Below are 18181 nucleotides of genomic sequence, written 5' to 3' on the forward strand. Positions count from 1 at the left end.
ACCCGGTTAAAACGCCAGCCTCGCGCTGGCGTTTTGCTTTTCTGCGCCCGGCAAAACGCGCTACGCTAGAAGACGGGATGAAAAGGGAGAGCGTGTGATGGCAACGATTACGCTACAGCGGGTTTACGACTTCAGCGCGCCGGCGCCGGCGCATTGCTATCTGATAGACAGGCTATGGCCGCGCGGCATCAGCAAGGAGAGGCTGGCGGGCGTGCAGTGGTTGAAACAGGTGGCGCCGGATGACGAGCTGCGCAAGTGGTTCCATCAGCATACCGACCAGTGGGAAGCCTTCGAGGCGCGTTACCGCCAACAGCTGGCGGCCAACGACGCCTGGCAGCCGCTGGTGGCGCTGTTGCGGCAGGGGGAGGCGCTGACGCTGCTGTATGGCAGCAAAGATACCGAGCACAACCAGGGCGTGGTGCTGCGCGAGTTTTTGCTGGCGCAGCTTTAGCGATTAGCGTTCCCGGCGGTAGCTGCCGTCGGCCTGGCGGCGGAACAGCGCCTGGCTGTTGTCCACGGTGGTGACCGACAGCGCGTTAATCACGCCGTTGGCGTCGCGTTCGATGCGCACTTCCTGACCGGCTTTCATGTTGCTCAGCGGTTTGTCGCCGCCTTCCACCTGCGCCATGGCGAACACCTCATTCACCGGCAGATTGTTGTCGCGAAACAGCTGGGCCAGCGTCTGGCCGGGCTGGATCTGATAACGCTGCCAGTTGCCCGCCGGCGTCGGTTCGTTGGTCGGCGTGGCGGCGCCACCGCCGTTTTGCAGCTCAGCCTGCAGCGGCACGCTGGTTTCCTGCTGAGAGACCGGGAACGGCTGTCTTTCGGGCGAGTAGGGCCACAGCAACGCCAGCAGCAGAATGATGCCGAAGATCAGCACCCAGCGGCGGTGAAAGTAGGGCAGTGGTTCCATCCAATGGAAACCGTCCGGCAGATGCCAGACTTTGGCCAGCAGCGCTTTGACCCGCTGCATCTTGTCGTTGGCCGACGGCGGTTCCGATGGCGACTCCGCGTCTTCCTGCGTGGGTGCGGCGCCGGGTTTCAGGCGCTGGCTGATGTTCAGCCAGGTGCGCAGCAGCGGCTGGTAGATGCGGGTGGTTTTCCTTCTCCTGGGCGCGATTCTGCCCATGGTGACCTCTCTTCGACGGCGTAATAATAAGCGCGGCGCGGCAAGCGCGTCGCCTGCCCGATATCCTGCTTTCAGTATAGTCCGCTAACTGATTGAAGTGAAAGGCGGCTGAGCGGCAGGGCCGGGGTTTGCGGCTGCGGGCGTTAACAGAAGGTTATTGTTTCTTTTTCTACGACAAAAGTCATCATTCTCCACACAAGATTTTACCCGGCATTGACGCGCTGTTATGCTGCGCTTTCGACTTTTTACAGACTTAAGGAAAACCCCATGACAACCCCTTCTTTTGACAGCGTTGAAGCGCAAGCAAGTTACGGGATTGGTTTACAGGTCGGCCAGCAGCTGCAAGAGTCCGGGCTGGAAGGTTTGCAACCGGAAGCTTTGCTGGCGGGTCTGCGCGACGCGCTGGAAGGGAATGCCCCGGCGGTTCCGGTAGACGTGGTGCACCGTGCGCTGCGTGAAATCCACGAGCGTGCGGATGCGGTGCGCCGCGAGCGCCAGCAGGCGATGGCCGTTGAAGGCCAGAAATTCCTGGACGACAACGCCAAGCGCGACGACGTGACGCTGACCGAGTCTGGCCTGCAGTTCTCCGTACTGGAGCAGGGCAACGGCCCAATCCCGTCCCGTCAGGATCGCGTGCGTGTGCACTACACCGGCCGTCTTATCAACGGCGACGTGTTCGACAGCTCGGTTGAACGCGGCCAGCCGGCAGAATTCCCGGTCAGCGGCGTGATCCCAGGCTGGATCGAAGCGCTGACCCTGATGCCGGTCGGTTCCAAATGGCAGCTGTATATCCCGCACAACCTGGCCTACGGCGAGCGTGGCGCAGGCGCGTCCATCCCGCCGTTCAGCGCGCTGGTGTTCGACGTCGAGCTGCTGGAAATCCTGTAATCCCACCGAGGATTACTCTGGGCGCCTTCGTGGCGCCCTTATTTTATGCGCCGCGCAAACGGGCGATGAATGGCCGGGCGAGCCGGCCAGTGACAGTGAGTTACTTACCGCTTAAATCGATGCGATAAACCGCGAAGCCGATGCTGTCGCTGCCTGCGGCGCTCATCGGGTATTGGGCGTGCTCTTTGATAAACTTCGTCGCTTTGTCCGAAGGCGAGGTCTCGAAGCGGATATCCAGCGGCTGCTTGCTGCTGAAGTTAGCCAAACGCCAATTGTTGTCCGCCTGCGGGCGCACCGCGCCATGCCGCTGGGTTTCGGCGGTGATGTAGGCCGCCAGCACCGAGCGGTTTTCATCCGGCGAAGCGAAGGCGATATGTTTGTCGCCGGTGCCGGCAAACTTGCCGCCGTAGGCGCGGTAGTTGTTGGTGGCAACCAGGAAGGTGGCGTTCGGATCGATCGGCTTGCCGTTGAAGGTCAGCTGCTTGATGCGCTCCGCCTTAGCGTTGATCAGCTGGCATTCGCCGTCGTAGCGCGCCGGTTGGCTGACGTCGATCTGGTAGTTGACGCCGTCGATCACGTCGAAGTTATAGGTGCGGAAGCCGTCCCAGTTGATCAAGCCTTGCGGCTTGGCGCTGTTGACGTCGATCTGGTTGAACTGGCCGGCGGAGCACTCCAGCCACTCTTTCACCTCTTTGCCGCTGGCCTTCACCACCACCAGCGTATTGGGATAGAGATAGAGATCGGCGGCGTTGCGGAAGGTGAGCTGGCCTTTTTCCACTTCGACGAAGCTGGCGGGGTCGTTCTTGCGGCCGCCGACCTTGAACGGGGCCGCCGCGGACAGCACCGGCAGATCGGCCAGGTCCGGGTCGCCCTGGATGTAATGTTCGACGTAGGCCTTCTGCGCATTGTTGACGATCTGCACCGTCGGATCGTCCTGCACCAGCGCCAGGTAGCTGTACATGTTGCCGTCGGATTTACCGATCGGCTGGCTGACGAACTCGCGCGTGCCTTTGTGATCGTCCGCCAACACCTTCACCAGCGCGGCATCTTCCGCCGCCAGCGATTTCTTGTTCTCTTTGTCGTAGATCGGCCGCGCTTCCGCTTTGGCGGCGGTCACTTTCCAGCTACCGCCATCGTTGTTGAGCTGCAGATCGACCACGCCGAGATGGTCGCCCCATTGACCCGGCATCACCGCCGGTATGCCATTCAGCAGGCCTTTGTCGATATCCGCGCCTTTGATGTTGGCGAAGTCCTTGCTCGGGAACACCGCGTGGGCGTGGCCGAACATGATGGCGTCGATGCCGGGCACCTGGCTGAGGTAATAGACCGAGTTTTCCGCCATCGCCTTGTAAGGCTCGCTGGACAACCCGGAATGCGGGATTGCCACCACCAGATCGGCGCCCTGTTTACGCATCTGCGGCACGTAGCGCTTGGCGGTGGCGGTGATGTCGTCCACCGTCACTTTGCCCTGCAGGTTGGCTTTGTCCCACACCAGGATCTGCGGCGGCACGAAGCCGATGTAGCCGATGCGCAGCGTATGCGCCTTGCCATCGCGATCCTTCACCGGGGTATCGACGATGATGTATGGCGTGAACAGCGGTTTTTGCGTTTTGGCGTCGATGACGTTGGCGTTGATGTACGGGAATTTGGCGCCGGCGATGGCGTTCTTCAGGTAGTCCAGCCCGTAGTTGAACTCATGGTTGCCGATGTTGCCGACCACATAGTCCAGCGTGTTCATCGCCTTATAGACCGGGTGCACGTCGCCCGGTTTCAGCCCCTTGGCCGCCATGTAATCGCCGAGCGGGCTGCCCTGAATGATGTCGCCGTTATCCACCAACACCGCGTTGGCGGCCTGCTGGCGCGCCTGTTGGATCAGGCTGGCGGTGCGCACCAGGCCGAACTTGTCGGTCGGCGTGTCCTTGTAGTAATCGAAGTCCATCATGTTGCTGTGCAGATCGGTGGTTTCCAGCACGCGCAGATCGACGGTGGCCGCCTGCGCCGAGGCGCACACCAGCAGCGCAAGCGCGGACAGCGTCAGTGGATGCTTCATCATTTGGGGGTCTCTCCATTCCATTATTCGAGTGTTATCGCAGAGGGAAATGTAATTAACACTGCTTGCCACAGTAAACTGTGAAGTGTGGCAGAAAACGGCGGCGGGTAACGCGGGGAAGTTCACAGTTGTGCCCAACAAGATCTGAGGAATTCCCGTGGCTTAGCCGGTTGAGATGGATATTCGGCGTAAAAAAAACTAGTCTGCTAGCAGAGACAGAGGGAAATTTCCCACGGAGATGCAGAGTTGAGGTGCATGATGTTAGAGCGAATTTGCCAACTGTCCCGCGAGGCGGGGGCGGCGATCATGGCGGTGTACGACGGTGAACAACCGCTTGATGTCGCACAGAAAAAAGATGACTCACCGGTGACGGCGGCCGATCTGGCGGCGCATCACATCATCAAGCGCGGCCTGGCGGCCCTGACGCCGGAGGTGCCGCTGCTGTCGGAAGAGGATCCGCCGGCGTGGGAAGAGCGCCGCAACTGGACGCGCTACTGGCTGGTCGATCCGCTGGACGGCACCAAAGAGTTCTTGCATCGCAATGGCGAGTTCACGGTCAATATCGCCCTGATTGAAGACGGGCAGGCGGTGATGGGCGTGGTGTACGCCCCGGCGATCGACGTGTTGTACCTGGCGGAGCGCGGCAAGGCCTGGAAAGAAGAGAAGGGCGTGCGGCAGGCGATCGGCGTCAGCAACGCGCATCCGCCGCTGGTGGTGGTGAGCCGGTCGCATATCGACGACGAGCTGAAAGACTATCTGCAGCAGCTGGGCGAGCACCAGACCGTGTCCGTCGGTTCCTCACTGAAGTTCTGCCTGGTGGCGGAAGGCAAGGCGCAGCTCTATCCGCGCTTCGGGCCAACCAATATTTGGGATACCGCCGCAGGACACGCGGTGGCGGTGGCCGCCGGGGCGCAAATTCACGATTGGCAGGGCAAGCCGTTGCTCTATACCCCGCGTGAATCTTTCCTCAACCCCGGCTTCCGGGTTTCGCTGTTCTGAGTCAGTTCGCCAACAGCTGGTGCAGCTTGGACATCACCTGCTGCACCTCTTCCGGCGTCAGCGCGCCGTCTTTGGCGAACTGAATGCGCCCTTGCTTATCCAGCACCACGATGGCGGAACCTTTCGGCTGCAGATCCCAGGCTTTGCGCACGTTGCCGTCGCTGTCGACGATAAACTGCGACCACGGGAACTCTTTCTTGCTGTCTTCGATGCTGCTGCGCACGAACATGGCGGTGCCCATCAGGGCATCGTCGGTGTTGACGATTGTCGTCGTTTGGTAACGATCGTGTGGTAGTTTCGCCTTCTTAATCGCTTCAATCAGTGGGTCGTTCATGTCTTTGGCGGAGCTGCGGCCGGCAATGTGCTGTATCACCCGCACTTTTCCACTGAGCTGCGCGCTGTTCCAATTCTGGTAGCTAAAATTACCGTCAGCGTAATTGAGCTCTCCTTTATCGCTGACGCCAACCGGCGCCACGCGCTGCTGGAGCTGGAAGTTGTGCGCGGAAGCGAAAAGCGGGGCGAGCAGCAGGGATACCATCAGCATGCGACTTGTTTTCATGCTTTCTCCTTGTAAATGGGGGAATTTGTGCGACAGCACTTCGACAGCCTAAAGCATAGGATGTGATAAGAGGTCTGTCCTGTTAACCGGATCGCAGATTTTCCCTTGGTTCGCTAATCATCAGATTTTGAAGGGATATCCTGAAAACGTTATAAATCATCATATACAATTCTGTCAAAAAGTGTAAATCCAGTGCAGATCACCGGGCGGAAGTGAACGATCTGGTCTTTACTGGGTCTACTACATGCAATCAAGTTGCGTTCTGAATTTCGAGGCTGCCACCTTTGGCGGCTCGCTGAGCGCATGGATCAACGGGAGGAGCGTAAAAGAATGAGAATCTTCCAGCGTTATAACCCTTTGAAAGTGGCGAAGTACGTTAAGACCCTGTTTCGCGGAAGGCTGTATATCAAGGACGTGGGCGCATTTGAATTCGACGAGGGGAAAATCCTGCCGCCGAAGATTCGCGACAAGCGCCATTTCAGCGTGATGTCCGAAGTGAACCGCCAGGTGCTGCTGCTGCAGGCCGAGGTCGGTTGAACACGGCGCTGACAGCGGTAAAAAAATGCGGCCCCGATGGGGCCGCTGATGTTTTTGTCCTTCGCGCCGTCAGGCCGCAGGCGTGTCGTCCGGCGCTTTCGGCAGCACCGCCGCCGGTTTGTCGCTCAGTCGGGTGACCAGCAGCTGATCTATCTTGTAGCTGTCGATATCCACCACTTCGAACTTGTAGCCGGCGTATTTGACGAAGTCGGTGCGTTTCGGGATCTTGCGCAGCATGTACATCATAAAGCCGCCAATGGTTTCGTAGTTGCCCGCCTGCGGGAACTCGTCGATATCCAGCACGCGCATCACGTCGTCGATCGGCGTGCCGCCTTCAATCAGCCATGAGCTTTCGTCGCGCGCCACGATCTGCTCTTCCTGGCCCTGGCCGACCAGATCGCCCATCAGCGTGGTCATCACGTCGTTAAGGGTGATGATGCCCACCACCAACGCATATTCATTGAGGATCACCGCGAAGTCTTCGCCGGCGGTTTTGAAGCTTTCCAGCGCTTCGGACAGCGTCAACGTGTCCGGCACGATCAGCGCCGAGCGGATCTGCACGCCGCTGCTCAGCACCAGGCTCTGGTTGCCCAGCACGCGGTTCAGCAGGTCTTTGGAATCGACGTAACCCACCACCTGATCGATATGGCCGTCGCACACCAGGAACTTGGAGTGCGGATGGGTCGAGACCTTTTCCTTGATGCTCTCTTCGCTTTCGCGCAGATCGAAGTACACCACGCTTTCGCGCGAGGTCATCGAAGACGGCACGGTGCGCGATTCCAGTTCGAACACGTTTTCAATCAGCTCGTGCTCCTGCTTGCGCAGCACGCCCGCCAGGGCACCGGCTTCCACCACCGCGTAGATGTCATCGGAGGTGATGTCGTCTTTACGCACCATCGGCAGCTTGAACATGCGGAAGATCAGGTTGGCCATGCCGTTGAAGAACCACACCAGCGGGCGGAAGATCATGATGGAGAAACGCATCGGGTTGATGATCCGGACGGCGACCGTCTCTGGTGCAATCATACCGATGCGCTTCGGGGTCAAATCGGCGAACAGGATAAACAGGCTGGTCACCAGCACGAAGGAGCAGATGAAACTGACCTGTTCCGCCAGTTCGGGCGACAGGAAGCGATCAAACACCACCTTGAACGTGGGGGAAAAAGCCGCGTCGCCGACGATACCGCCGAGGATGGCCACGGCGTTCAGGCCGATCTGCACCACGGTGAAGAAGATGCCTGGGGTTTCTTGCAGTTTAAGCACTCTGGCGGCGTTGATGTTGCCTTCGTCCGCCATCAGCTTCAGTTTGATCTTGCGCGAGGCGGCCAGAGAGATTTCCGACAGTGAGAAAAACGCACTCACCGCGATCAGAAAAAGAATCAGTAAAATACTGTTTAACATAATCTATCCATACGTGCCGACGGGATGCCGGCGCTCTTGAGGAAGGGTAGTACATAGTAAAAAAAGCAGCGATAACAACCAGAAGGGAAGCTATCGGGCCGCAGAAGCGGCCCGTACAGTATAGCAGTTGCCCCACAGGGGCCGCCAGCGGTTAAAAAAGTGCCGCCGGCCGGCATCGGATCAGCCCTGCGGCGGCAGGCAAACGCCGATGCCGCCCAGCCCGCAGTAACCTTCCGGATTTTTGAACAGGTACTGCTGGTGATCGTCTTCCGCATAATAGAACGGCAGCGCCGGCGCGATCTCGGTGGTGATGACGCGCTTGTCGCCCGCCGCCGCCATCGCCTGCTGGAAGCGTTGCAGGCTGCTTTCCGCCTCGGCCTGCTGCTCTGGGCTCAGCGTGTAAATCGCCGAGCGGTACTGCGTGCCGACGTCACCGCCCTGGCGCATGCCCTGCGCCGGATCGTGATTTTCCCAGAACACCTGCAGCAGCTGCTTGTAGCTGACGACCTGCGGATCGAACACCACGCGCACCACTTCGGCGTGGCCGGTCTGGCCGCTGCACACTTCGCGGTAGGTCGGGTTCGGCGTGTAGCCGCCGCTGTAGCCGGCGGCGGTGCTGTAGACGCCCGGCTGTTGCCAGAACAGACGCTCAACGCCCCAGAAACAGCCCATGGCGAAGATCGCCACTTCCATGCCGGCCGGCACCTGAGTCATCGAGTGTTCGGTGACGACGTTGAGCGTTGCGACAGGCATTGGCGTGGTGCGGCCAGGCAGCGCGCTTGCCTTATCGACGGTTTGTGATTTATCAAAAAATGGCACCACGGTTGACTCCTGTTGTCACAGTAAGAATTGACCCTACATGGCGGCGGTTCGGTTGTATCTCACCGCGTCTTTGCCCACAATAAGCGGCAAGTGGGATTTTGTATAAGCTTAACGCAGTATTTTGAGCGCCAAAAGTGAAGAATTCGCCTGTTGCGCGGCGGCAAAGCGCGGCGGGCGGCGTCCGGAAGAAGGTTGAAGAGGGCTGCCGTCATGATAGCGCGGAGTCTGCCCTGGCCCCGGAGCGAACACCATAACAGGAAAGTAAAATCAATAAGGAGAACACGTGCCAAAGTACCCGGTCATGTGCTTGATATCTGTGTTGCTTGCGGCACCTGCAGCCTATGCGGCCAACGTGCGGCTGCAGGTGGAGGGGTTAAGCGGAGAGTTGGAAAAAAACGTCCGGGTGCGGCTGTCGTCGATCACGCCTGAAGAGGTCGGCACCGACGGTCGCTTCCGCGCACGGGTGGATGAGGCGGTGCGCCAGGGGCTGCGCGCGCTCGGTTATTACCAGCCGACCATCGAGTTTACGCTGGACGATCGGCCGGGGATGTCGCGTCCGGTGCTGCATGCCAAGGTCAATCCGGGCGAACCGGTGCGCATCGCCGGCGCCAACATCGTGCTGGAAGGCGGCGCGAAGACCGATGAGGACTATCTGGCGCTGGTAAAGAAGGATCGGCCGACCATCGGCGAGATCCTCAACCACGGCAAGTATGACAGTTTCAAAGGCTCGCTGACCGGCCTGGCGCTGCGCAAAGGCTACTTCGACGCCGACATGACCAAAAGCCAGCTCGGCGTGGCAGAAGATCTGCACAAGGCGTTTTGGGATATCGATTTCAACAGCGGCGAACGTTACCGCTTCGGCAAGGTGAAATTCACCGGTTCGCAAATCCGCGAAGACTATCTGCAAAATCTGGTGCCCTTTCATCAGGGGGATTACTACAGTTCGGAGGATTTGGCCGAGCTGAACCGCCGTTTGTCCGCCACCAACTGGTTCAACTCGGTGGTGGTGTCCCCTGATTTCAACGATGCCAAAGAGAACAAGATTTTGCCGTTGGACGCGCTGGTAACGCCGCGTACGCGCAATACCATCGAAACCGGTATCGGTTACTCCACCGACGTCGGCCCGCGGGTGAAAGGCACCTGGAAAAAGCCCTGGCTCAACGATCGCGGCCACAGCCTGGAAACCAGCGCCAGCGTGTCGGCGCCGGAGCAGCAGCTGGATCTGACCTATAAGATCCCGCTGCTGAAGAATCCGCTGGAGCAGTATTACCTGCTGCAGGGCGGGCTCAAGAATGTCGACCTTAACGACACCAAATCCGTGACCTCCAAAGTGGTGGCCTCGCGCAACTGGGATCTCTCCAGCGGCTGGCAGCGGGCGATCAACCTGACCTGGCGCTGGGATAACTTTACCCAGGGCAACGTCAGCAACACCACCATGCTGCTGTACCCCGGCGTCAGCTTCAACCGCACCCGCTCGCGCGGCGGCCTGATGCCGACCTGGGGCGACAGCCAGCGCTACTCCATCGACGTATCCGACACCACCTGGGGCTCGGGCGTGGACTTCGCGCTGATGCAGGCGCAGAACGTCTGGATCCGCACGCTCGCCGACAAGCATCGTTTCGTGGCACGCGGGCAGGTGGGATGGATAGAAACCAACGACTTCGACAAGGTGCCGCCGGATTTGCGCTTCTTCGCCGGCGGTGACCGCAGCATTCGCGGCTACAAGTACAAAGACATTTCTCCGCGCGGCGACGACGGCAAGCTGACCGGCGCCTCCAAGATGCTGACCGGCTCGCTGGAGTATCAATACAACGTGACCGGCAAATGGTGGGGGGCGATGTTCGTCGATTCCGGTGAAGCGGTGAACGATATCAAGCAGAGCAACTTCAAGACCGGCGCCGGCGTAGGCGTGCGCTGGCAGTCGCCGGTGGGGCCGGTGAAGCTGGATATCGCCGCGCCCGTGGGAGACAAGGACACTCACGGGATGCAGTTCTACATCGGTTTGGGGCCTGAACTATGAGCCTGGTTAAAAAGATTTGTCTCGGATTTCTGGTCGTTCTGCTGCTGCTGATCGGCGGACTGGCCTTTCTGGTGGGGACCACCACCGGTTTGCATATCGTCATCAACGGCGCGGCGCGCTGGGTGCCGGGGCTGGAGATCGCCGGCGTCAGCGGCGGCTGGCGCGATCTGACGCTGAAGGGCGTGAAGTATCAGATGCCGGGCGTGACGGTCAACGCCGGGCAATTCCATCTGTCCCTCGATCTCTCCTGCTTTAAACGCAGCTCGCTGTGCGTCAACGCCTTGACCGCTCAGGACGTGGACGTGGCGGTGAACACCAAAGAGATGGCGCCCTCCGCGCCGGTAGAGGAGAGCAGTGAGCCGACCACCAATCTCAGTACGCCTTATCCGATCACCCTGCGCCTGCTGGCGCTGAACAACGTCAAGGTCACCGTCGACGACACCGCCATTTCTCTGGCCGAGTTCCGCACCGGCGCACAGTGGCAAGAGCGTGCGCTGACGCTGATGCCGACCAAGATCGGCTCGTTGCTGATCGCCTTGCCGAAAACGCCGCAAAATCCGTTGCCGGAAGCGGTGCAACCGGCGGTCGAGGTGGCGAAAAAGGTCGGTGAGCAGGTTACCGACGCGGCGAAACCGGCGCCGCAGCCGGAAGAGAAGCCGCTTGGCGAAACGCTGAAGGAACTGTTCGCCAAACCGCTGTTGCCGGATCTGCCGGACATCCGCCTGCCGCTGGATATCACCGTGAAAGAGATCAGCGGCGAACAGCTGCGCTTGACCGGCGATACCGACGTGCTGATCACGAGTCTGTTGCTGCAGGCCAGCACGCAGGATCAGCATATCCAACTGGACAACTTCGACGTGAAGTCGCCGCAGGGTACGCTGTCGGTGCAGGGGCAGGCGACCCTGACCGGCGATTGGCCGGTGGCCCTGACCGCCAACAGCGCGTTGAACATCGACCCGTTGAAGGGCGAAAAGGTGAAGCTGAACATCGGCGGCGGGTTGCGTGATGAGCTGAAGGTCGCGCTGAACCTGTCCGGCCCGGTCGGCGCCCAGCTTGATGTGCAAACCCGGCTGGCCGAAGCCGGCCTGCCGCTGGCGCTGACGCTGCAGAGCAAACAGCTGAAATGGCCGCTGAGCGGCGAGGCGCAGTACCAGGTTAACGATTTCCGCCTGCGCTTTAACGGCAAGGCGACCGACTATGCGTTGTCGACGCGCGCTAATCTGAAAGGTCAGGATCTGCCGCCGGCGGTGCTGACGCTGGACGGCAAAGGCAACGTCGAGCAGTTCAAGCTGGAGCGCCTGCGGCTGGCGGCGCTGCAGGGCAATACCGATCTCACCGCGCTGGTGGACTGGAGCAAGGCCATCAGCTGGAACTCGCAATTAACGCTGAGCGGCATCAATACCGCCAAGCAGTGGCCGGAATGGCCGGCGAAACTCGACGGCAAGATCACCACGCGCGGCAGCCTGCACGGCGGCAGCTGGCAGCTGCAGGTGCCGGTGCTGCAGCTGGACGGCAACGTGAAGCAGAACAAGGTCACGGCGCGCGGCACGCTGAGCGGCAACGCCGCCGGGCAGTGGAAAATCCCCGGCATCGATCTGACGTTGGGGCGCAACCAGCTGAACGTCAAAGGACAGCTGGACGAGAAGAGCTGGAACCTGGACGCCAACATCGACGCGCCGCGTCTGGACGGCGCGCTGCCGGGCCTGGGCGGCACCGCCAAAGGGCTGCTGAAGCTGCGCGGCAATCTGCAGGCGCCTCAGCTGCTGGCGGATTTGACCGCCTCCGGCTTGCAGTGGCAGGCGCTGCGCATCAACCGGGTGAAGATCGACGGTGACGTGCGCTCCACGGATCAGATCCAGGGGCAGTTGGCGGTTCGCGTCGAGCAACTGAAGCAGGACGCGCTGGAAGTCAGCCTGCTGACCCTCGACGCCAAAGGCAGCGAGAAGCAGCATCAGCTGCAGTTGAAGATCGACGGTAAGCCGGTCTCCGGCCAGCTGGCGCTGCAGGGCAGCTTCGATCGTCAGCAGCAGCGCTGGCGCGGCAATCTGAACAATACCCGCTTCGATACGCCGGTGGGGGAGTGGCGCCTGACGCGCGCCATCGCGCTGGACTACCTGAACACCGCGCAGAAAATCAGCATCGGGCCGCACTGTTGGCAGAACCCGAACGCCGAGCTGTGCGTGCCGAAGACCATCGAAGCCGGCCAGAGCGGCCAGGCCAGCGTGGTGCTCAACCGGTTCGATCTGGCGATGATCAAGCCGTTCCTCGGCCCGGAGACCGCCCTGAGCGGCGTGTTCACCGGCCGAGCCGACGTCAGCTGGAAACCGGGCGGCGCGCTGCCGGAGGCGAAGGTCACGTTGGCCGGCAACGGCGTCAAGGTGGTGCAGCAGGTGCAGGGCAACGCGCTGCCGATCGCCTTCGATACGCTGACCCTCAACGCCGGTCTGAACAACGGCCGCGCGCAGGCCGACTGGCGGATCAAACTGACCAACAACGGCCAGTTCGACGGCAATATCCAGGTGGCGGATCCGCAGGTGCGGCGCACCATCAGCGGCAACGTCAATATCACCAACATTTCGCTGGCGCTGATCAACCCGGCGCTGATGAAGGGCGAAAGCGCGGCGGGCATGCTGAACGCCAACCTGCGTCTGGGCGGCAGCGCGCAGAAGCCGCTGGTGTTCGGGCGTCTGGCGTTGGATCGGGCGAAGGTGCAGGGCCACTGGATGCCGTTCGATATGACCGACGCGCGGCTGGCGGTGAATTTCAATGGCATGACCTCGACGCTGGAAGGGCTGCTCAGCACCACGCGCGGCCAGCTGAATCTGGCGGGCGATGCCGACTGGCGTGACATCAACGCCTGGCGTGCGCGCATTGCCGCCAAGGGCGACAAACTGCGGGTGACGGTGCCGCCGATGATCCGCATCGACGTGTCGCCGGATCTGGTGTTCGAAGCCACGCCGCAGCTGTTCTCGCTCAACGGCAAGGTCGACATCCCTTGGGCGCGCATCACGGTGCAGGAGCTGCCGGAAAGCGCGGTGGGCGTCTCCTCCGACGAAGTGATGCTGGACGACCAGCTGAAGCCGATTCAACCGAAGACCGCCTCGATTCCGATCAACAGCAACCTGATGATCCACGTCGGCAATGACGTGCGGCTGGACGCCTTCGGCCTCAAAGCCCGCTTGAAGGGTGATTTGAAAGTGGTGCAGGACAAGAAAGGGCTGGGCCTCAACGGCCAGATTGACATCCCTTCCGGTCGCTTCCATGCTTATGGTCAGGATTTGATCGTGCGTAAAGGGCAGCTGATGTTCTCCGGCCCGCCGGATCAGCCGCTGCTCAATATCGAAGCGATCCGCAACCCGGAATCCACCGAGGACGACGTGACCGCCGGCGTGCGCGTGACCGGCCTGGCGGATGCGCCGAAGCTGGAAGTGTTCTCCGATCCGGCCAAATCGCAACAGGAAGCCCTGTCTTATCTGCTGCGCGGCCAGGGCTTGAACAGCTCAGGCGCCGACGGCAACGCCATGACGTCGATGTTAATCGGCATGGGGGTTGCACAAAGTGGTCAACTTGTGGGTAAAATCGGCGAGGCATTCGGCGTGAGTAATTTGGCTCTGGACACTCAAGGGGTTGGCGACAATTCCCAGGTTGTCGTGAGCGGCTATGTCCTCCCAGGCTTACAAGTAAAATATGGGGTGGGCATTTTCGACTCGCTGGCCACGCTGACGTTGCGTTATCGCCTGATGCCTAAGTTGTATCTTGAAGCGGTGTCTGGTCTCGACCAGGCATTAGATTTGCTCTATCAGTTTGAGTTTTAGCGATGCGAATAATTGTCTACGGCAGTTTACGGCGCAAACAGGGAAACAGCCATTGGATGACCAACGCCCAATGGCTCGGCGAGCACGAGCTCGAAGGCTATCAGATTTACAATCTGGGCCATTACCCGGCGGCGATCCCTGGAGAGGGCACGATACATTGCGAGGTGTATCGTATTAACTCATCGATTCTGGCAGAGCTGGACGAACTGAAAAGCAACACCAAGGACTATAAGCGCGAGCTGATTCAGACGCCTTATGGGAGTGCGTGGATCTACCTGTACAAACACAGCGTGGACGGTTACCCGCGAATTACCAGCGGTGACTGGCTGAAGCGTCTCGAAGAACAGTAAGAAAAAAAACACCGCTCAATGAGCGGTGTTTTTTCATCGGACGGCGGCTGGAATTACTTCTTGGCAGCGCGTTCGAAGGAGGCGATGATTTCCGCTTTAGCCGCGGCAGCGTCTGCCCAGCCTTCCACTTTCACCCATTTGCCTTTTTCCAGATCTTTGTAGTGCTCGAAGAAGTGAGCGATCTGGGCTTTCAGCAGTTCCGGCAGGTCGTTCACGTCTTTCACGTGATCGTACTCTTTGGTCAGCTTGCTGTGCGGCACCGCAACCAGCTTGGCGTCTTCACCGGCTTCGTCGGTCATTTTCAGCACGCCAACCGGACGGCAGCGGATCACGGAGCCCGGCTGCAGCGGGTATGGGGTTGGAACCAGCACGTCAACCGGGTCACCGTCCAGAGAGAGGGTGTGGTTGATGTAGCCGTAGTTGCACGGGTAGAACATCGCGGTGGACATGAAACGGTCAACGAACAGCGCGCCGGTTTCTTTGTCGATTTCGTATTTGATTGGATCGGCGTTGGCCGGGATTTCGATTACTACGTAGATGTCTTCCGGCAGGTCTTTGCCAGCAGGGACCAGATTCAAGCTCATGTCGGTTTCCTTTAATCATCAAACCAGAAATGGAGTGGCGGCTATTATAGCGGACTCTTTTGCGATTTCCTGCCCTTTTCATCGTCGAAAACCCCGCGCGCCGACGCAGGGATAATTTCCAGATTAATCCCGCCGCGGCATGAAGTTTTGCCTCCGCCTGCCGATAACTTCAACAAACAATAATGAGCCAGCAAAGCTGGCTCCGCGTTTTGCCACCCCTACTACGTCTGATCTCACTATTCTGAAGCCGGGAAGAACTCATGCTAAAAAAGATTACGGTGAAGGCTGGGCTGATCGCCCTGCTGAGCCTGATGACCATGCTGCTGATCATGGTCAGCGTTATTGGCGTCAACGCGATTAACGAAGGATCGCGCTCGATCCATACCTTAAACCAGATCCTCGGCGAAGAGCTGGGCTCGCTGGCCAACAGCTCCAACCTGACGCTGCGCGCCCGCACCGCCGCCTCGCTGGCGGTGCGCCAACGGGAGATCGGCCAGACTGATGTCTCCGACGCCACCGTGGGCCGCATCTACGGCTACCTCGAGCAGTCGAACAAGGAAATGGCGCGCTTTGTCGGCGTCGGCACCGTGACCGAGCGCGGCCGCGAACTCTCCAGCCGCCTGCAAAACAGCTATCGCGCCTATCTGGAGCAGGGCGTGAAGCCGATGGCCGCCGCCATCAAGGCCGGCAAGATCGATGAGTATTACCATATCCAGGAGACGCGCATTTCCGCCCTGAGCATCGCGTTTGAAAAGGATCTCACCGATTTCCGCAGCTTCGCCATGAAGCTCGGCGAGAAGCAGGTGTATGAGGCGGAAAGCAACGCCAGCACCAAGATCTCGCTGATCGTGGTGGCGGGCCTGCTCAGCGTGCTGTTGGCGTTGCTGGCCTGGTTCGCGCTGCGCGTGATTATCCTGCGTCCGCTGGACGAGTCCATCGCGCAGCTGGAACACATCGCCGGCGGCGATCTGACCCACGAGATCCGCGGCGAGGGCGATACCGAGATGGGGCGCCTGGTGCGGGCGATGCAGCGTATGCAGCAGGCGCTGGCCAGTTCGGTCAGCAAAGTGCGCGACGCCAGCAGCCAGATCGACACCGGTTCGCGCGAACTGGCGGCCGGCAACCTGCATCTGGCGCAGCGCACCGAAGAATCGGCCGCGTCGCTGGAAGAGACCGCCGCCAGCATGGAACAGCTGACCTCGACGGTGAAAATGAACGCCGAGAACTGTGAACAGGCCAACCAGCTGGCGCTGAGCGTGTCCGATATCGCCAACCAGGGCAGTGAGGTGGTCAGCCAGGTGATGAGCAAGATGCAGGCGATCACCGACAGTTCGCGCCGCATCGCCGATATCATCAGCGTGATGGACGGCATCGCCTTCCAGACCAACATCCTGGCGCTGAACGCGGCGGTGGAAGCCGCGCGCGCCGGCGAACAGGGCCGCGGTTTCGCGGTGGTGGCCGGTGAAGTGCGCAACCTGGCGCAGCGCAGCGCCCAGTCGGCGAAAGAGATCAAAGGGCTGATCGAAGCGTCGCAAAACCGGGTGCAGGAAGGCGAACAGATGGTGGAGTCGGCGGCGCAGACCATGAGCGGCATCACCGGTGAAGTGGGCCGGGTGACGGCGTTGATGCGTGAGATCTCGGCGGCGACGCGCGAACAAAGCAGCGGTATCGAACAGGTGAACCTGGCGGTGGCGCAGATGGATCAGGTGGCGCAACAGAATGCGGCGCTGGTGGAGGAGTCTGCGGCGGCGACGCGCTCGCTGGAAGATCAGGCTCAGCTGCTGGCGCAGAGCATGGCGGCGTTCAAGCTGTAAGGCAATAAGGGTTCGGCAAGGCGCCGAACCCTGGCAAAGAACGCGTTACTCGTCCGGATTTTCGGCGATGAAGCGTTCTGCGTCTTCCACCATCGACTTGGTGCCGACGAAGAATGGCGCGCGCTGGTGCAGTTTCACCGGCGTGATGTCCAGAATGCGGTTTTTGCCGTCGCTGGCCTTGCCGCCGGCCTGTTCGGCCAGGAACGCCATCGGGTTGCATTCGTACAGCAGGCGCAGCTTGCCTTGCGGGTGGCTGGCGGTGCTTGGGTAGATGTAGATGCCGCCTTTCAGCAGGTTGCGGTGGAAGTCCGCCACCAGAGAACCGATGTAGCGCGAGGTGTAAGGGCGCTGCGTCGCTTCATCCTGCTCCTGGCAGTACTTGATGTATTTCTTCACGCCGAGAGGGAACTTGATGTAGTTGCCTTCGTTGATGGAATACATGTTGCCGCTCGCCGGGAAACGCACTTTCTCGTGAGAGAGACAGAACACGCCCAGAGACGGATCGTACGTGAAGGCGTGGACGCCGTAACCGGTGGTGTACACCAGCATGGTGGACGAACCGTAAACCACGTAACCCGCTGCGACCTGGGCGCTGCCCGGCTGCAGGAAGTCTTCTTCGGTCACCGGCGTGCCGACCGGCGTGATGCGACGATAGATAGAGAAAATCGTACCGACCGAGACGTTGACATCAATGTTGGACGAACCGTCCAACGGATCCATCAATACGACATACTTGGCATTTTCAGCTCGCTCGCCGTCGAATATCACGATTTCATCTTCTTCTTCGGAAGCGATACCCGCAACTTCACCACGCGCTTTCAACGCCGCTTTCAGTTTTTCGTTCGCGTACAGGTCCAGTTTCATCTGAACTTCGCCCTGTACGTTGGACACCCCGCTGGTCCCCAGAATATCAACCAGGCCGGCCTTGTTGATGTCGCGGTGAATGATTTTGGCGCCCAGTTTAATGGCAGAAAGTAACGCGGTCAGCTCGCCGGTGGCGTGCGAGAAGTCGTGCTGTTTCTCGACGATAAATTCGCCTAACGTTTTCATGACACAATCCCTGAATCTACGGATGGATAGCGGCCTGTTAACAAACCGCCAACGTTTTCGCGAGCAGTGTAGCCCAAAGATGCGCGCCATTCATAGGCAAATCCATTTCTTCTGGACGATTCTGAGCGTTAGAATATGCCGACATTCGATGCACTCACATGAG

At 60.1% G+C, this 18181-nt stretch carries 15 protein-coding genes; 8 read left to right on the plus strand and 7 right to left on the minus strand.

Features of this window, described 5'->3' with window-relative positions:
• Positions 1-97: 97 nt before the first annotated feature.
• Positions 98-451 carry a DUF488 domain-containing protein gene (locus tag ACORQT_RS01790; RefSeq protein ID WP_042783523.1) on the plus strand — a complete coding sequence of 118 codons (354 nt, stop codon included), beginning with the start codon at positions 98-100 and terminating at the stop codon, positions 449-451.
• Positions 452-454: 3 nt separating this feature from the next.
• On the opposite strand, the gene ACORQT_RS01795 is transcribed toward ACORQT_RS01790, so the two are convergent.
• The gene (locus tag ACORQT_RS01795) at positions 455-1129 is read right to left on the minus strand and encodes an OapA family protein (RefSeq protein WP_042783524.1); all 675 of its coding nucleotides are present in this window, start codon (positions 1127-1129) and stop codon (positions 455-457) included.
• A 267-nt stretch (positions 1130-1396) separates the two neighbouring features.
• Between ACORQT_RS01795 and fklB the strand changes: the two genes are divergently transcribed.
• Positions 1397-2017: an FKBP-type peptidyl-prolyl cis-trans isomerase gene (gene fklB, locus ACORQT_RS01800; RefSeq protein ID WP_004933618.1), complete on the plus strand. Its 621-nt coding sequence runs from the start codon at positions 1397-1399 to the stop codon at positions 2015-2017.
• A gap of 100 nt (positions 2018-2117) precedes the next feature.
• Here fklB and ACORQT_RS01805 read toward each other — a convergent pair whose 3' ends face one another.
• On the minus strand, positions 2118-4070 hold the full coding sequence (locus ACORQT_RS01805; RefSeq protein ID WP_042783525.1) for a bifunctional 2',3'-cyclic-nucleotide 2'-phosphodiesterase/3'-nucleotidase: 1953 nt from the start codon (positions 4068-4070) through the stop codon (positions 2118-2120).
• A 255-nt stretch (positions 4071-4325) separates the two neighbouring features.
• Here ACORQT_RS01805 and cysQ point away from each other — a divergent pair, with 255 nt between their 5' ends.
• Positions 4326-5066, plus strand: a complete 741-nt coding sequence (gene cysQ, locus ACORQT_RS01810) for a 3'(2'),5'-bisphosphate nucleotidase CysQ (protein WP_033644177.1) — start codon at positions 4326-4328, stop codon at positions 5064-5066.
• 1 nt (position 5067) lies between these two features.
• On the opposite strand, the gene ACORQT_RS01815 is transcribed toward cysQ, so the two are convergent.
• Positions 5068-5625, minus strand: coding sequence for a YtfJ family protein (locus ACORQT_RS01815; RefSeq protein ID WP_025159587.1), 558 nt, complete (start codon positions 5623-5625; stop codon positions 5068-5070).
• A 330-nt stretch (positions 5626-5955) separates the two neighbouring features.
• On the opposite strand from ACORQT_RS01815, the gene ACORQT_RS01820 reads away from it, so the two are divergent.
• On the plus strand, positions 5956-6162 hold the full coding sequence (locus ACORQT_RS01820; RefSeq protein WP_033641639.1) for a DUF1107 domain-containing protein: 207 nt from the start codon (positions 5956-5958) through the stop codon (positions 6160-6162).
• 69 nt (positions 6163-6231) lie between these two features.
• Here ACORQT_RS01820 and ACORQT_RS01825 read toward each other — a convergent pair whose 3' ends face one another.
• Together ACORQT_RS01825 and msrA are read right to left on the minus strand one after the other, a co-directional pair.
• The gene (locus tag ACORQT_RS01825; protein ID WP_042783527.1) at positions 6232-7563 is read right to left on the minus strand and encodes a hemolysin family protein; all 1332 of its coding nucleotides are present in this window, start codon (positions 7561-7563) and stop codon (positions 6232-6234) included.
• A 180-nt stretch (positions 7564-7743) separates the two neighbouring features.
• The gene (gene msrA / locus ACORQT_RS01830; protein ID WP_089195519.1) at positions 7744-8382 is read right to left on the minus strand and encodes a peptide-methionine (S)-S-oxide reductase MsrA; all 639 of its coding nucleotides are present in this window, start codon (positions 8380-8382) and stop codon (positions 7744-7746) included.
• Between the two features lie 304 nt (positions 8383-8686).
• Between msrA and tamA the strand changes: the two genes are divergently transcribed.
• From tamA to ACORQT_RS01845, 3 genes are read left to right on the plus strand one after another with little or no spacing between them, the layout of a single operon-like run.
• Entirely contained in the window at positions 8687-10405 is a 1719-nt protein-coding gene (gene tamA / locus ACORQT_RS01835) for an autotransporter assembly complex protein TamA (protein ID WP_169539905.1), read from the plus strand.
• Positions 10402-14220, plus strand: a complete 3819-nt coding sequence (gene tamB / locus ACORQT_RS01840) for an autotransporter assembly complex protein TamB (RefSeq protein ID WP_047572983.1) — start codon at positions 10402-10404, stop codon at positions 14218-14220. Before tamA ends, tamB begins: the two co-directional genes overlap by 4 nt.
• 2 nt (positions 14221-14222) lie before the next feature.
• A complete protein-coding gene (locus tag ACORQT_RS01845) occupies positions 14223-14570 on the plus strand; it encodes a gamma-glutamylcyclotransferase family protein (RefSeq protein WP_025159589.1) in 348 nt (115 codons plus the stop codon).
• Between the two features lie 53 nt (positions 14571-14623).
• On the opposite strand, the gene ppa is transcribed toward ACORQT_RS01845, so the two are convergent.
• Positions 14624-15154 (minus strand): inorganic diphosphatase, encoded by a 531-nt coding sequence (ppa, locus tag ACORQT_RS01850; RefSeq protein ID WP_004933594.1) that lies wholly within the window; start codon positions 15152-15154, stop codon positions 14624-14626.
• A gap of 260 nt (positions 15155-15414) precedes the next feature.
• Here ppa and ACORQT_RS01855 point away from each other — a divergent pair, with 260 nt between their 5' ends.
• Positions 15415-16968, plus strand: coding sequence for a methyl-accepting chemotaxis protein (locus ACORQT_RS01855; protein WP_033651483.1), 1554 nt, complete (start codon positions 15415-15417; stop codon positions 16966-16968).
• A gap of 45 nt (positions 16969-17013) precedes the next feature.
• Here the strand turns inward: ACORQT_RS01855 and fbp are convergent, their stop codons facing one another.
• A complete protein-coding gene (fbp, locus tag ACORQT_RS01860) occupies positions 17014-18018 on the minus strand; it encodes a class 1 fructose-bisphosphatase (RefSeq protein ID WP_004933587.1) in 1005 nt (334 codons plus the stop codon).
• Positions 18019-18181: the final 163 nt, after the last annotated feature.

Source organism: Serratia sp. (in: enterobacteria) (assembly GCF_052400455.1).
Taxonomy (GTDB): Bacteria; Pseudomonadota; Gammaproteobacteria; order Enterobacterales; family Enterobacteriaceae; genus Serratia; species Serratia ureilytica.